Source organism: Algoriphagus taiwanensis, from assembly GCF_036245645.1.
In the GTDB taxonomy this organism is placed as follows: domain Bacteria; phylum Bacteroidota; class Bacteroidia; order Cytophagales; family Cyclobacteriaceae; genus Algoriphagus; species Algoriphagus taiwanensis.
On record NZ_BTPE01000020.1, the window covers coordinates 12,593 to 28,186 of the forward strand.

At 44.8% G+C, this 15,594-nt stretch carries 9 protein-coding genes; 3 read left to right on the forward strand and 6 right to left on the reverse strand.

The features are described from left to right. Positions 1-1,172: 1,172 nt before the first annotated feature. On the forward strand, positions 1,173-2,153 hold the full coding sequence (locus tag AAA938_RS18860) for a polysaccharide deacetylase family protein (protein ID WP_338230329.1): 981 nt from the start codon (positions 1,173-1,175) through the stop codon (positions 2,151-2,153). Positions 2,154-2,205: 52 nt separating this feature from the next. On the opposite strand, the gene AAA938_RS18865 is transcribed toward AAA938_RS18860, so the two are convergent. Further along, positions 2,206-3,474, reverse strand: a complete 1,269-nt coding sequence (locus AAA938_RS18865; RefSeq protein ID WP_338230330.1) for a glycosyltransferase — start codon at positions 3,472-3,474, stop codon at positions 2,206-2,208. Positions 3,475-3,802: 328 nt separating this feature from the next. Then, a complete protein-coding gene (locus AAA938_RS18870) occupies positions 3,803-4,147 on the reverse strand; it encodes an avidin-fold protein (RefSeq protein WP_338230331.1) in 345 nt (114 codons plus the stop codon). A 185-nt stretch (positions 4,148-4,332) separates the two neighbouring features. Here AAA938_RS18870 and AAA938_RS18875 point away from each other — a divergent pair, with 185 nt between their 5' ends. Beyond that, positions 4,333-4,740: a hypothetical protein gene (locus AAA938_RS18875; protein ID WP_338230332.1), complete on the forward strand. Its 408-nt coding sequence runs from the start codon at positions 4,333-4,335 to the stop codon at positions 4,738-4,740. A 133-nt stretch (positions 4,741-4,873) separates the two neighbouring features. Further along, complete coding sequence (locus AAA938_RS18880) at positions 4,874-7,219, forward strand: TonB-dependent receptor (protein WP_338230333.1); 2,346 nt, start codon at positions 4,874-4,876, stop codon at positions 7,217-7,219. Between the two features lie 1,758 nt (positions 7,220-8,977). Here the strand turns inward: AAA938_RS18880 and AAA938_RS18885 are convergent. The 4 genes from AAA938_RS18885 to AAA938_RS18900 form a co-directional block, all read right to left on the reverse strand. Continuing rightward, the gene (locus AAA938_RS18885; RefSeq protein WP_338230334.1) at positions 8,978-11,704 is read right to left on the reverse strand and encodes a TonB-dependent receptor; all 2,727 of its coding nucleotides are present in this window, start codon (positions 11,702-11,704) and stop codon (positions 8,978-8,980) included. Between the two features lie 35 nt (positions 11,705-11,739). Further along, positions 11,740-12,837: a phytase gene (locus AAA938_RS18890; protein ID WP_338230335.1), complete on the reverse strand. Its 1,098-nt coding sequence runs from the start codon at positions 12,835-12,837 to the stop codon at positions 11,740-11,742. 191 nt (positions 12,838-13,028) lie between these two features. Next, positions 13,029-14,639, reverse strand: a complete 1,611-nt coding sequence (locus AAA938_RS18895) for a tetratricopeptide repeat protein (RefSeq protein ID WP_338230336.1) — start codon at positions 14,637-14,639, stop codon at positions 13,029-13,031. Between the two features lie 544 nt (positions 14,640-15,183). Further along, positions 15,184-15,576 (reverse strand): hypothetical protein, encoded by a 393-nt coding sequence (locus tag AAA938_RS18900; protein ID WP_338230337.1) that lies wholly within the window; start codon positions 15,574-15,576, stop codon positions 15,184-15,186. Between the last annotated feature and the right edge of the window lie 18 nt (positions 15,577-15,594).

Genomic DNA, 15,594 nt, shown 5'->3' on the forward strand with positions numbered 1-15,594 from the left:
CCAGCTTCGGGAGAAGCAGGATAGCGAGGAAAAGGGATTGCAAATCCCTGAAAATAAGAGGGATTAGAAATCCATGGATAGGAGTTCGGGATTGCAAATCCCGAACAACGGTCTTCTAGGCGGGCTTGCGCCAGTTGGGTTTGCGTGTAAAATGGGCACAAGTCAGGAGACTTGCGCCAAGGTGGGCCTGAATGCAGAAGGCAGGTCAGGAGACCTGTCCATCAGGCGGGCTTGCGTCAGTGGAGCAAGTGACTGGATTACAAATCCCAGGAAAAGGAGTTCGAGATTGCAAATCTCGAACAGCACGACCTGCACGAACGCCACGCGGGCTTAAGTCAAAGTGAGTACCGATGGAATGACCCTGTAGGGGTCAAACTTTTAAATAGCCCAGGGTTTTAACCCTGGGTTATTAAGTCCAGCATTTCCCACAGCGCTGGCCAACAATCTCAATCAGGAAACAAGTCGTCAGTGCCAGCAAGATAGAGAAGTGAAATGACCAATGAGCATCCCGATAAATCGGACAAATTCAAGGATCAGGTAAAAGGGATTACAAATCCCTGAAAATAAGAGGGATAAGAAATCCTTGGATAGGAGTTCGGGATTGCAAATCCCGAACAGCGGAAAAAGGAGTTCGAGATTGCAAATCTCGAACAGCACGACCTGCACGAACGCCACGCGGGCTTAAGTCAAGGTGAGTACCGATGGAATGACCCTGTAGGGGTCAAACTTTTAAATAGCCCAGGGTTTTAACCCTGGGTTATTAAGTCAAGCATTTCCCACAGCGCTGGCCAACAATCTCAATCAGGAAACAAGTCGTCAGTGCCAGCAAGATGGAGAAGTGAAATGACCAATGAGCATCCCGATAAATCGGACAAATTCAAGGATCAGGTAAAAGGGATTGCAAATCCCTGAAAATAAGAGGGATTAGAAATCCATGGATAGGAGTTCGGGATTGCAAATCCCGAACAACGGTAGACCTATCCATCATCCAGGCGGGCTTGCGCCAAGGTGGTCGTCCTCCAGGTGGGCTTGCTCCCTAGACAAAGCCGGACCAAAGAGCACATTTAGTATTTCTCCTTGCACATTACCTTTGAAACTTGACGAGAATCGTTTCTTTATTTACTTTCAGATTCGATTAACTCCTCAGACCTTTTCAGCCCTATTCCTATTACATGACCGGTACTTTTACTATTAGCCTTGATTTTGAACTCCTTTGGGGAATTTTTGATAAGGTAGGAACCCGATACAAGCCCGAATACTTTTCCAATACACGCAAAGTAATTCCGGAGATGCTTGACCTTTTTGGCAAAATGGGCATTTCGGTCACTTGGGCGACAGTAGGAATGCTTTTTGCCGAAAACGAAGAGGAATGGAAGCATTACTCTCCTGAATTCCTCCCTTCTTATCGGGACAAAAAGCTTTCCGCATACGAGTGGGCTAAGAATCACGGACTCAGGCCTGAGGTTCACTTCGCTCCTGAATTGATTCAGCAAATCATTCAAACCCCAAATCAAGAACTAGGCTCCCATTCCTTTGCACATTATTACACCCTAATGCGGGGACAAAGTCCTGAGCAGTTTCGACAGGACTTACAAGCCAGCCAAAGAATAGCCGTTGAAAAATTCGGGGTGCCCCTCAAATCCCTTGTTTTTCCTCGAAACCACATCAATGAGCTCTATTTAGGCTTGTGTCTGGAAGAAGGCTTTGAGTATGTCAGAGGGAATCCCAAAAATTGGTTTTGGCAGGAAACCCAACACGAAAGTTTCAGTAAGAAGCTGTTTCGGTCAGCCGATTGTTTTTTCCCCATGGGTACCAAACCCTCTTACAATGAAAATGAGATTGTCAGATTTCCCGGAGAGCCTCTCATTCTCCCTGCCTCCAGAATCCTGAGACCTTTGACCAAAAACAATCCTGCTTTCAATTCAATCCGGCTCAACAGAATCCTGAGTGAAATGGAGGTTGCCGCAAAAAACAGGGAAGTTTATCATCTTTGGTGGCATCCGCATAATTTTGGGAATGACCCCAAACAAAGCATGCTAGAACTCAACAAGCTTGTTCTTCATTTTCTAAATCTCAGAGAGAAATATGGAATGGAATCCAGAAGCATGATGGAGTTGGGCCAAAAAGTGAAAAAACAAGGGGTTTTGGCCTAAATACAGCGAGTTGGCAGATAGCCTGAGATAAGTCATCCCTCAAAAGTTACTTTTATCGAGCATTGCTCAATACCTGGGTATAGATCTCCTCCAGTTGGGATACCATCCTCTTCATGCTGAAATTTTCAATGACTTGCTTTCTAGCCTCAATGGCCATTTCTGCATGCAAATCCTTTTCTTCAATCAATCGGAGTACATAAGCCTCCAATTTTTCCCATTCGTCCACCTCGCTCAAAAAACCCTGTTTTCCATGCTGAATGACCTCGCCGATACCCCCTGCTCGCGTAGCTACCACGGGCACCTCGCAGGCCATAGCCTCGAGCATGGCAATTGGGAGGCCTTCAAATTCGGAAGTACTGAGGTAAATATGCATCAGATTCAGGTAGGGAATCACTTCTTTTTTGACACCCACTAAATGAAAATTGGCTCGAAACCCTGACTTTTCGATTTGTTCTTCAATCTTGCTCCTCCACTCTCCATCTCCAACCAGCAAAAAATGGGCTTCGGGATGCTTTTTAATCATCCGGATCGCCAATTCCACCCAAAGCCAAAGGCGTTTCTGGGATCTAAATACAGCAACTTTTCCAATCACCGGTGACTCTTTGGGTATTCTCAAATCCTCCCTAAGTCTTACAATTTCCCTCTGCTTTGATATACTTCCTACTGCAAACTGCTTACTGTTTACTGCCACCTGCTCACTGCCTACTGCCAACTGTCTACTGCCCACTGTAAACTGCCCACTGCCTTCACCTTCCTCTTCATTCCTCTTCCACCACCGAAAAAATGTCTCTGTATTTACTCCGTTTTGCACTACCCGTACTTTGAGTCTGCCCCCTCTTTTGTAAGGATCCCAAATAGAGTTGAGTTGCATGGAAAGAGCCACCTCATTAGAAACAGCCACTGCGACATCCTGATTTTTGAAGGTAAGTCGATTTCCCCAAAAGGAGACCTTATTGTACCTATCCCAGGTATTGTGCTCTGTGTAGACAATAGGAATGGAAAGCTTTCTTCCTACGAATCTTGCAAGAATACCCGCCCAAGGAAGATGTGCATGAATCAAATCAAAATTTTGATCTTCAATAAACTTTCGGACTTTTTGAACCTGAAAAAACAGTCCAAGATTTCCTGAAGGAATCAAATGCACCTGAATACCGGCAGCTTCGAGTTCGTCGACGATATTTTGCTCCTGATGAAAAAAATACAAGCAGTGAAACTCAAACCTGCTTTGATCATGAACCAAGGCTGTTTCCGGAATAAGTTTCTCGGCCCCACCTCTGCCCAAGGATTTGATCAGGTGCAATATTTTTATTTTGGATGACAAGTCTCCTTATGTTGAGCCCACAAACCTAGTAAAAGGGGTCGAATGGACAATCCACATTGGGATAAATCGGGACAAATTCAGGGATAGGAAAAGGGATTGCAAATTCTTTGGATAGGAGTTCGGGATTGCAAATCCCGAACAGCGGGGCCCCTTGTCAAGGGGGAGTTGGATAGGGTAGATCCTGTGGATCGTAAGTTTGGAGTTTAAGGCACAAGTCGGGAGACTTGCGCCAGAGGGGCTAGTGATTGGGATTACAAATCCCGGGAAAAGGAGTTCGGGATTGCTCCCGATTATCGGGACCCGAACAGCAGGAAGCCAATGGAGCTATTTATATTTCTTCCAAAATACTTTCCCCGACTCCCTTTTTCCCTGAAAGCCATTCCCATTGCTCATGAAGGATAATTTTTTGGGATTCTGAAAAAGTTGGAGTTGAGCGGCATATTCCACTGGATAATTCACCTCGATCGTTTAGCTGATGGTAGGTAAAGACCAAGCTACCATCCTTTGGATCTACCTTTCCCAAAATATGCCCTTTTAAAATACCCTTTCCTGTATAAGAACAGGTAAGCATTTCACCTTCTTGCCTATACACGAAAATCTGGTTGGGGTCCAGCTCTCCGGAGCCGAGAGTTTGGACGATCTTAAATCTGCGTTCGTTGTAGTCTATTTTCATTGAGTAGGCTTTTAATGGCCTTTTATAAACCGATAAAATAATTCAAAATAGCTGAGGCAGTGAAGCTATCACTATTTTTTTATGGCAAAACAGAAAGGATTTGCAAATCCCCAACAAGGAGGCGTAAAGAAACCTAAGTGCTGCCTCTGGAGAAGCAGGAAAACAAGTAGACGGATTACAAATCCATGGAAAAGAGTTCGGGATTGCAAATCCTTTGGATAAGAATTCGGGATTACAAATCCCGAATAGCGAGAGGGGTTCGGGATTACAAATCCCAAACAGCGAGTGGGATTATCGGGACCCGAACAGTAAGAGTTCGGGATTGCTCCCGAATATCGGGACCCGAACAGCGGGGTTCGAGATTACAAATCCCGAACAGCGGGGTTCGGGATTACAAATCCCGAATAGCGAGAGATTACAAATCCCGAACAGCGAGTGTTTTGGAGTTTATGGCACAAGTCAGGAGACTTGCGCCAGTGGGGAGGTCAGGTGACCTTTCCGTCTTCCAGGCAGTCTTGCGCCAGTCCAAACGTATTGAGAAGGTTTACATCAGCAATGACCTGCCCTATCTCGGACATCTACCATTCACATAAATTGCAACAAACCCGCAAAACTTCCAGCCTGTTGTTTAGTTATCAAATTGAGGATAAGGTTTTTGAATATAATCCTAAATACCCATCATTTTCAATCAGAATGATCTTTTAGCCTTACCAAAAAACAGATTAAATGAATTTTCAGATGAATCGTGCTGCCCGAATTTTCACCTTCTTTTTTATTCTTCTCCTAAGTCACCCTGTCTTTTCACAGGATTTGACCGTGACCGGAAAGCTGATTGACGGGACTACCAACAAACCCATAGAATTTGCCCAAGTGGCGATTTTTGAAAAGGAGGATTCTCCCCAACCCATCACCTATTCTGATACGGATCTGGATGGAAAATTTACCCTGAAGGTAAAACCGGGAACCTACACGCTGAAAGCCTTTTTTATTGGCTATTCAGATTTTGAACTAAACGGAGTGGACATCAAATCTTCCACTGATTTGGGAGCTTTGGCCCTTCAAAGCGAAAACCAAAACCTCGAAGAAGTGGTCGTGGAGACTAGCAAACTTCCCGTGCGAACCAGCATGGAAGGCATTACCATCACTCCCGAAAATAACCTGGCCAATACCGGAGGCACTTTGCTGGACATCCTCCGAAACACTCCTTCCATTTCAGTGGCCGAAGACGGCAGCATTTCTCTAAGGGGAAGCACCGGTACCAATATTTTGATCAACGGACGCAACTCCTCTTTGACCCAAAACCTGGATCAACTGCCCGCGAGTGCGGTGGAAGAAATCCGTGTGATCAATAATCCCAACGCCCGATACGATGCCGAGGCAGAGGCCGGTGTTATTGATATTATCCTGAAAAAGGGTGAGGAACTGGGTACTCATGGAGGTTTGGAAGCCACCTACGGCACCCGAAGCCGAACCAATCTCGGAGCAAGAATTAATCGCAGAGGTTTCCGCTGGAATACTTTTGCAGGATATAACTACCGGGATTGGAAAGATGTAGGAACGAGAACTTCCACCCGGGTGCTTTTCGAAGAGGAAGAAACACTCAGTCAAACAACCGACAACAGTCGAAGAAATGCCGGGCATAATTTCAATATGGGAGCGGATTTCTACTTTGGAAACAGTGTCATCAGCTACGAAGGCGTCTTCCAATCCAGCCTAGACCGACAGACCAATACTCTGTTTGCTGAGTTGGAACGACCCGGACTGGAAGGAGGAAGCTTCGACTATGTACGGAGAAATGACGAAACCGAATCAGATGATGGATTTGACAATGCACTGATCTTTGATCATAATTTCGGGGAAAAAGGACATACACTCCGGGCTACCATTAGCCATTCTTACCGAAACCAGTTCAAAACCCAGAATATCTCCATATTCAATGGAACCCTGAATCCCCTGCCTGAAAATCAAACCGGGAGAGAAAGGGCCTTTACGGATGAGGTGCGGAATATCTCTGTAGCACAAGTGGACTATGTCCGCCCCCTTGACGAGGCCAAGTTGGAGTTGGGACTGAAATCAACCATCCGGGAGTTTGACAATGATTATCGCTACCTGCGATTCCAGGAAGGTTCTCAAGACTTTGTAGAAGACCCTGCGATCAGCAATCGCTTTATCTATCAGGATCAAATCCATGCTGGATATGGAGTCTACTCAGGGAAAAAGAATAAGCTGGAATATGCGCTCGGACTACGAGGTGAATACACTCGGGTAGATACTTATCTGGCAAATACAGGAGAGGAAAATGTACAGGACTACTTCAATCTCTTCCCTTCTGTACAAGGGCTATATAATTTGAATGAGACGCATGCTCTAAAATTCACCTACAGCAGAAGAATCGATAGACCAACAGCATGGAGATTAAATCCCTTCCCTGATATCACGGATAGCCTCAATGTGCGTAGGGGGAATCCCGATCTTCAACCTGAATTGATCAATTCATTCGAGTTTGGGCATTTGGCCAACTTTAAAAAATCGAGTTTGACCACCAACCTCTTTTACCGACAGGTCAATGGGCAATTGGACTTTATCACCATCGTGGAAGATGGAATCTCCTATTCTCAACCAGACAACCTACTATCCTCTGAGTCTTATGGGGTGGAGCTAATCGGGACTTCTGAGGTGAACGATTGGTATTCGATGAACGGGAGCTTTACTCTCTTCAGAATCGTAGTGGACGGATCCAATATTTCGGAGGAGTTTACCAATTCGGGTTTTTCCTGGAATGTCAAATGGACCCAGGACTTCAAGCTACCCAAAGGTTTTAATTTCCAAATTGCTGCCAATTACGAAGCTCCAGAGATTGAAGCTCAGGGTCGGGATTTAGCCCAGTATTTTGTGGACATGAGTTTGCAGAAAGGATTTTTGAAAGACAAAGGAAATCTCACGCTGAGTGTCAGAGATGTTTTTGACACCAGAAGGTTTGCAGGAAATGCCCTGACCAATACTTTTTCTCAGGAATTCACTTCCAAGCAGGAGACAAGAATAGTGCTGCTATCGGCGAGATATAGCTTTTGATTAGTCCAAAGGAGATGGACCATCGAAAAATCCTCCTTCTGGAAAAGCAGGATAACAAGTGAGACGTCATCGCGAGAAGCAAATCCTTCTTTATGACTTTATTAATTAGCTTCTGCTTCGAAGCGATCTCTTACTTTTTAAAAAAGATAGCTTCGGGGAGGCAGGCTTAGTTTAAAAAGTAAGATACTACACTCCCCTCCCGCCACGGCGGACAGGCGCAATGACTGAAAGGGAACTGAATAACAGAGTGAAACGTCATCGCGAGAATCAAATCCTTCTTTATGACTTTATCAATTAGCTTCTGCTTCGAAGCGATCTCTTACTTTTCAAAAAAGATTGCTTCAGGAAGGGGGACTTAGTTTAAAAAGTAAGATACTACACTCCCCTCCCGCCACGGCGCACAGGCGCAATGACGGAACCAGAACTGAATAAAAGAGCGGAACGTCATCGCGAGAAGCAAATCCTTCTTTATGACTAGATCAATTAGCTTCTGCTTCGAAGCGATCTCTTACTTTTTAAAAAAGATAGCTTCGGGGAGGCAGGTGTATTCATTATTTATTCGACCTCAACTTCTCCCCTCCCGCCACGGGGGACATGCGCAGTGACGGAACCAGAACTGAATAAAAGAGCGGAACGTCATCGCGAGAAGCAAAACCTTCTTTATGATTAGATCAATTAGCTTCTGCTTCGAAGCGATCTCTTACTTTTCAAAAAAGATTGCTTCAGGAAGGGGGACTTAGTTTAAAAAGTAAGATACTACACTCCCCTCCCGCCACGGCGGACAGGCGCAATGACTGAAAGGGAACTGAATAACAGAGTGATACGTCTTCGCGAGAAGCAAATCCTTCTTTATGACTTTATCAATTAGCTTCTGCTTCGAAGCGATCTCTAGCTTTTTAAAGATTGCTTCGGGAAGGGGGGGCTAAACAAAAAATCCTGCTTCTGGAGAAGCAGGATAACAACTAGACGGATTACAAATCCTTGGATAGGAGTTCGGTTTTACCCCCCCCCCCTAGCCCTCCGCCGCGGCGGAGAGGAGTTGGGTACGATAGATCCTGCGGATCGGAAATCCTGCTTCTGGAGAAGCAGAACGGTGAGTAATGCATTGGGATTGAAAATCCCTGAAAATAAAAAGGCCGAATTGCTCCCGTACGGCTGTCGTGATCGGCCTAGCGGAAAGAAAAGACCGCGGGGACGGGAAATGACCCCAATGGGGTCAAACTATTAATAACCCTGCCTTTGCCGTCAGGCAGGCCCGGGTGTGGTTCGACTAAGCTCACCAACCACAACCCGGGGAAAAACTGCACCCTCACCACCAGCGCTGGCCATGTATCTCGATATGGAACCAAAAAGTCAGTGCCAGCAAGAGGAAAGAAATCTCTCGCAAAGACGGTAAGGCGCTAAGAGATCTAAATCCTGCTTCTGGAGAAGCAGAACAACAAGATAACAAGTAGACGGATTACAAATCCCGGGGATAAAAGTTCGGGATTGCTCCCGATATTTATCGGGACCCGAACAGCGGTGAAATCCCGAACAGCGGTAGCGGAGCAAAGGACGGAACGCTTCTAATAAAAAATCCTGCTTCTGGAGAAGCAGGATAACATCTAGACGGATTACAAATCCTTGGATAATAGTTCGGGATTGCTCCCGGTTATCGGGATCCGAACAGCGGGCACTGAGTTCCGGAGTTTTAATCCTTACTCAGTGTCATTTGAAAATTGACTTTATCAACCGAGGAAATCTATCCTCACTTATCAATTAATCGAACAAATCGAATTTCAATCCAAAATTGAACCTTGCATTGTAAAATTCTTCCTGCATGGTTCTTTCTGCGATTCCTTGATAATATCTCAATGGCTGATTGGTCAGGTTATTTCCTTCCACAAAGACTCTCCATTTTGGAGTGATCGCATAAGAAGCATTGACATCCAGGAAGGTCTGCTTGTCATAATATCGGTCTTCAAATCCTTCTCCTCCCAATTCATCCAAATAATCGGAAGCATAGTTGAGAGAAACCCGAACTACCAATCGCTTATTTTCATAGGAAAGGGATGCATTAAACATATTCCCTGCAGTTCCGGGAAGCTGAAGGTCTTCCCCATCTCTGTCTTCTATTCCCGTAGTGCTTGATCGGGTAAAGGTATAATTGAGGTATATACCGAAGTTTTTCAAAAACTGTCGCTGAAAAGAGGCCTCCAACCCATAGACAGTGGCAGTTCCCCCGTTTTCAGGTCGGGAATACTGAAGGTCGGAACCAAACTGAGGGTCAGTAAATCCCTGAGTGGTAATCGTGTAAACGAAGTCATCAATATCCTTATAAAAGGCACCCCCGGAAATCAAACCCACATTCTCATAGTAGCGCTCGGCCATCAAGTCAAAATTCATGGAAGTGGCCGCCTTCAAATTGGGATTCCCTCTTTCCAACTCCTCATCTTCTGGGCTAAATGCCGCATAAGGTACCAAATCAAAATAATTGGGTCTGGCGATGGTATTGGTCCAGGCAAATCGAAGGACCGTGTTTTCACTAGGATCAAACTTCAAGTGCACACCGGGTAATACATTGGTATAATTTTGAGATCCAGCCGCAGGAGATACGGTTTCGTTGTCGATGTCAAAAATATTTCCCTCGTAATTTATGGAAGTATTTTCCACCCGAACTCCGGCTATCAAAGAAAACTTATCACTGACTTGATGGTCTGCCATCACAAAAGCTCCAGTGATGTTTTCTCTGGCATTGTAATTCCCCGGAACATATTCTTCCAAAAGGTCTGTTTCCTCAAATTCTCCTGAGTTTTTCAGATTCAACCCTCCCAAGAATTTGGGATCAACAAATGTTCCCACCGCATATTGGGAACCTGCAAGGTAATTGGGATCTGAGTAATTCTGATTGGGAACATCCCCAAGAGTAGCACCGAAAGAGTCCTCATCCAAAGGCTCATATTCGAAGAAATTATTTGAGCGATCTTTGGTTTTTCCCCGGTATCTAGCACCAAACTGCAGAATTCCTTTATCTGAATAGGGCAATTTGAAATCCAAGCGGGCATTCAAATCCTCATCAAAGGTCAAACCATACTGTTCGGATAATCCGTTAAATCCTATGGTCAAATTATCTGCTGGATTACTCAAGATGGCCAAAGGTTTTCTGGGATTGCTAACATCTACTCTTACATTTTGACCAGAGGACCGGTAGGAAATGTAACGCTCATTCGGTCTTTCCTCAGACGCTCTTGCATAGGTGACATTCCAGTCTATTTTCAATTTTTGAAACAGGTGATCACCACCCAAAGTGAGGTTATACACCCGCTGATCTTCCAATCGGGCTGCCTTGATTCGATCATTATCCAATCCACCCTTTGTCTCAAACTCCACTCTTCCAAACGTCTGATATACTCCTGGAGAAGTTTGGGTATAATCCCCATCATCAAATGAATCATCTAGACGACCGACTCTCATCCGAAATCGGTTTTCCCAATCGTCACGTTGATTGTACATCCCCGAAAGGAAAATCTTATGGTTTTTGCTCAGCTCATAGTCCAAAGCCAAAGTAGCTGATCTCCTCACCCTTTGTACCCGATACTCGCGGATGTCGAATTCTTCGAGCACAGTACCATTGTCCGATTCGTACCAAACTGCCTCAATATTATCTGAACCAAAATTATGGTTGTTGTAGGACCCTGATAAAATAACTCCCAGCTTATTGTCCAAGAATCGGTTGCCTAATACCACAGCACCAGTCCAAATTGGCTTATTGGAAAGCAAATTGATCCCAGAAGCTGCTGTACCGGATATTCTCAGCCCGTTAGGCGCCTGACGGGTAACCAAATTGACCGAACCCCCAATGGCATCCGCATCCATATTGGGAAGGACTGCTTTGTTCACTTCTATGGTTTGGATCATATCAGAAGGAATCAAATCCATTTGGACATTTCGGTTGTCCCCTTCCGCAGATGGAATTCGCTCTCCGTTGAGCGTCACCGAATTCAATTGAGGAGCCATACCCCGGATGATGATATTTCTAGCTTCCCCTTGGTCGTTTTGCATGGTAATCCCGGGAATTCGCTTCAATGCATCTCCGATATTGGCATCAGGAAAGCGCCCTATTTGATCTGAGGACACAATATTGGTGATGTTCGCATTGTTCTTTTGCTGATTCAAGGCCCGAGCTTGGCCTTTCAGACGATCTCCGAATACCACAAACTCAGCTCCTTCCAATGCTCCCTCTGTCAATTCAAATCTTAAAGTGGCAGTACCCCCATCGGTGATTTCAAACTCCTTTTCCTGAGTCATATACCCCAAATAGGTAACCTGAAGGGTGTAAGAACCGGACTCTAAATTCAGAATAGAAAATTCCCCGTTTTGATTGGTGACCGTACCGATCCGGGTTCCTTTGATGATCAAGTTTGCTCCCGGTAGAGAGAGGTTTTGTTCATCAACCACCTTTCCTTTCAGGATTCCTTGGGAATAAGCGGCCAAGGTTGTAGCCATTATTCCGCAGATTAGCAGTAGAAACTTTTTCATAATTATTTTTTCAGTTGTTGTTTTTCGATTTCATTTATCAAGTCTTCCCAGCGATAGATTTGGAAGGTCTTATCGTCAGACATGGCTACAAAAAGCCCTTGCGGAAAATCCTGGCCCAAAGCCTTCTGAGTCACTTCGGAACCATCACTTGACACAGTAGAGAGGGGTAGCTTCGCTAAAAGAGGATGGCTGTGAGGATTGGAAGACTCCCCTTCTCTTGGGAATACCTGAAAAAGATTTGCGCCCTGATCAGACACCAAAATATACCCGGTGGTAGGCCCGGATTTATAAATGCTGATCCCTTCATGGTCATCAGCGAATCCTTCCTGCCCAAAAAATGCCAACTCCTCATTTCCTTGGTCCGGTTCGGCAGCATATTTTCTAACTCCAACCCCTTCATCGGAATAGTAGATATATCCCAATTCAGAATCGACTGCAATTGCTTCTATTTCTTTTAAACCGGAATAGTTTCCAAACTTCCGTACCAGCCTAAGCCCCAGGGTTCCGGAATTATCAACCATCTCATACTGCCAAAGGTAAGTGCCGTCGGTGGGTCCATTTTTCCGTCCGGCGATCACATAGGATTTTCTAGTTTTAGGACTTTGATAGATTGCCACTCCCATTAAATCCCTGTAATCCGGCCCAGACTCCCCTTCGAAAATTGAAATGCCTCCCGGTACTACCTCCTGCATATCCGGCAGTGAAAAAAATCGGAGTTTGGAGGTAATCCTTTCCCCTGTGACGGCAAAGTCCAGTCGAATATCTCCCAAGGCAAACCCGTACCCTACATCTACATTGTTTGGTCTTTGGATACCCTTTCGGATCAAGGAGTCAATGACCTTTCCTTTAAGGTCAAAAACATATAATCCCCCAAGGGAGTCCTTATCCGTACCGATAATCAGGCTTTGTGAAGGATCTTCGCGATTAATCCAAATAGCAGGATCGTCCGTATCGTATGCCACTGGTTCGGTGATGTACACCGGTTTGATTAGAATTGAATCAGCACTGATTTCAGTGGTCTGATCCTTTTGGGAAGAGCTGCAGGAAAAGAGGAAAAACATCCCCAATCCCAACAGATTGCCTGTGTAAAAACGACGCATTTTAATTGATTTTGTGATGGGACAAACCTAGGTGAGCCAAGTCTTCCACCCTATTAAATGCCGTTAGCAAATAAGCAACAGCGCTCAAATCAAGCGTTAACAAAAAAGAAACAAGTTGCAAGTATTTTGTATTTAAAAAATTGATTTTCAGATAATTAACAGAGATTAATTCTGGATTATCAAATTGTGATTCATAGACAATGAATGTACTGCTGTAAGTTTTCCCCTTTGCCCAAACCCAGTTTTTTGCGGAGTCTATATCTGGAAATGCGCAGACTTTCCAAAGATATTCCCAGGGTAGAAGCCATCTCTTTGGAGTTGAGGTTCATCCGGATCAGACTGGCCAGCTTTATCTCGGATGGAGTCAGTTCCACCCCTTTTTTGGAAAGGGATTTGAAAAAATCCTGGTGGACCTTTTCAAAGCTTTCCTTGAAATCCTCCCAGTCGGCATCTTGAGTGAAATTATAATCTATCTGTTTGATCAGATTCCTGACCTTTTTCTTTTGCTCTTTTGGTTCTGTTTCCAGAATCTGCTTGAGCTTTTTTCTAATCTCCTCAAGGATTTGATTTTTTTCCAAAAGATGGGCAGTCTGTGCTGCCAGGGCTTTTGCCTGAGATTCAACCTCCATGGACATCCTGGCCTCCAAGAGATTGATATTTTCCTTTTCACTTAGAATCAGCCTTTCTTTCACTGCAAGAAGTTTGTTCTGTTGAAGAAGCAACTCATTCCCAGCTTTGATTTTCAGTTTTTGTCGATTAAAAATGACCAAGCCCAGAGAAAAAGCCAAGACCAGCAATCCCGCCATCAACCCCTTGATTTTGGAATCCACAAGGGAGAGTTGGTTTAGCTGATCGATCTGATTTTTTTGTTCTTTCAGCCGATATTGAGCCTCATGAAAAGAAAACTGCCGGGCTGTCTCCACTGAAAAAATCTCTTCATCCAGTTTTCTGGCTTTTTCCAGACTGAAATAGGCGGAATCGGATTGGTTCAATCCCTGAAAAGCTTTGGAAATATCTACCCATGCGCTTTTTTGTTGGTAGATATTGCTCTGATTTTGACTGATTCTGAGGGCTAGTTCACTATACTTTTTTGCTTCTTGGTAGCGTCCAGTCTTTCGGTGTACATCGCCAAGATTATTATAAATACCCGGAAGATGAGTGCTGTCCTGCACACTGAGTGCAGTCTGTAGTGCCTTTTCAAAATAATACCCTGCGGAATCGTACTGCTCCAAATCCTCGTAAATACTTCCCAAATTCTCCAAGATAAAGACTGAGATCAGGGACAGTTCGGGCGATTGAGAGAGTTTGAAGGCTTCCAGCTGAAAAGATATGGCTTCCTCATACTCCTTTTTTTTCTCCAGCCTAGCTCCAATCAATGCCATGGTCTTTGCCATTTCTTCTGGATTGCCTTCTTCTCTGAACACTTCAAGGGCCAGATAATGCCTATCTAGAGAAGAGTCTATACCCTTGGTTCGATAGTACAATTCACCCAGATAATTGTGGTTTTTAGCCAGACAGGATGTACAAGAAGATTCTTCCAACAAGTCCTCTGCTTCATAAAGCATAGCTTGCGCTTCCTGAAAAAGCCCCATTTCAAGCAAAATCTTACCCCTTAAAACCTGAATCAAGCCTCTTTCGAGTGATGAGTTTTGAGGAATGGAGTCCAAAAGCTGCGAGAGACCTGTAAATGATTCTACCGGGTTTTGCGAACTTCTTTTTTCCCATTTCTCAAAATCAAAGGCTTGAAATACCTCTTTTTGAGGAAAAAACTGGAGTAAGAAAAGAAAGAGAAAGATTTTCATTGAGCAATATGAAAATCTGGTTTGATGCTGGAGTTAAGAAAAAGTTGTCTTTTTGTTTTTTGGGTAAAACTGAAAAACCCTCGAACAGCAGTGTAATTGCATGAAGATTGAAAATCCGTGAAAATAAAAAGGCCAAATCGCTCCCTTAGGGCTGTCTGGATCGGCCTAGCGGATATTTACCCCCCTAACCCTCCGCCGCGGCGGAGAGGAGTTGGACACGATAGATCCTGTGGATCGGAGGTTTGGAGTATAAAGGAATTAATGAACAAGCCTGTCCTCAGCAGGCATGTCAGGAGCTGTCCGTAGGTAAGGCGGAATTGCGCCAGTGGGGTATTTACCCCCCCCTAGCCCTCCGCCACGGCGGAGAGGAGTTGGATACGGCAAATCCTGTGGATCGCAGGATTCGTCTGCAGGTCAGCAGACCTGTCTGTCCGCTAGGTGGGCTTGCGGCAATGTGCGTACTGATGGAATGACCCTGGAAGGGTCAAATTATTAATAACCCCGGGTAAGGAGGAACGACGAAACCCGGGGTAAAAGACTAAACTTACTTACCAGCGCTGGCCATGGATCTCGATCTGGAAACCAAAAGTCTGGGCCAGCAAGAGGAAAGAAATCTCTCGCAAAGACGGTAAGACGCAAAGAGACCTAAGTCCTGCTTCTGGAGAAGAAGAATAGAGAGTATGGGAGTTTGGGGGTTTGGGAGTTTGGAGGTATGGGAGGATGGGAGTTCTGGTGTATGGGTATATGGGAGAATAGAAAATGTCTCTCGCAAAGACGGTGAAACGCAAAGTGAGCTAAGTCCTGCTTCTGGAGAAGCAGGATAGCAAGTAAAAACATTGGGATCAGCGGTGATGACCCTAAAAGGGTCAAACATTTCAGTAGCCATGGGTTTTAACCCATGGATTTTTGGATAAGGCAAATCATCAGCGCTGGCCATGTATCTCGATCTGGAAAC

What these genes read in the sequence shown, in the direction of transcription:
- AAA938_RS18860 (WP_338230329.1), top strand. Translation starts at nt 1,173, where the DNA reads ATGACCGGTACTTTTACTATTAGCCTTGATTTTGAACTCCTTTGGGGA.
- AAA938_RS18870 (WP_338230331.1), bottom strand. Translation starts at nt 4,147, where the DNA reads ATGAAAATAGACTACAACGAACGCAGATTTAAGATCGTCCAAACTCTC.
- AAA938_RS18875 (WP_338230332.1), top strand. Translation starts at nt 4,333, where the DNA reads ATGGAAAAGAGTTCGGGATTGCAAATCCTTTGGATAAGAATTCGGGAT.
- AAA938_RS18880 (WP_338230333.1), top strand. Translation starts at nt 4,874, where the DNA reads ATGAATTTTCAGATGAATCGTGCTGCCCGAATTTTCACCTTCTTTTTT.
- AAA938_RS18885 (WP_338230334.1), bottom strand. Translation starts at nt 11,704, where the DNA reads ATGGCTACAACCTTGGCCGCTTATTCCCAAGGAATCCTGAAAGGAAAG.
- AAA938_RS18890 (WP_338230335.1), bottom strand. Translation starts at nt 12,837, where the DNA reads ATGCGTCGTTTTTACACAGGCAATCTGTTGGGATTGGGGATGTTTTTC.
- AAA938_RS18895 (WP_338230336.1), bottom strand. Translation starts at nt 14,639, where the DNA reads ATGAAAATCTTTCTCTTTCTTTTCTTACTCCAGTTTTTTCCTCAAAAA.
- AAA938_RS18900 (WP_338230337.1), bottom strand. Translation starts at nt 15,576, where the DNA reads ATGGCCAGCGCTGATGATTTGCCTTATCCAAAAATCCATGGGTTAAAA.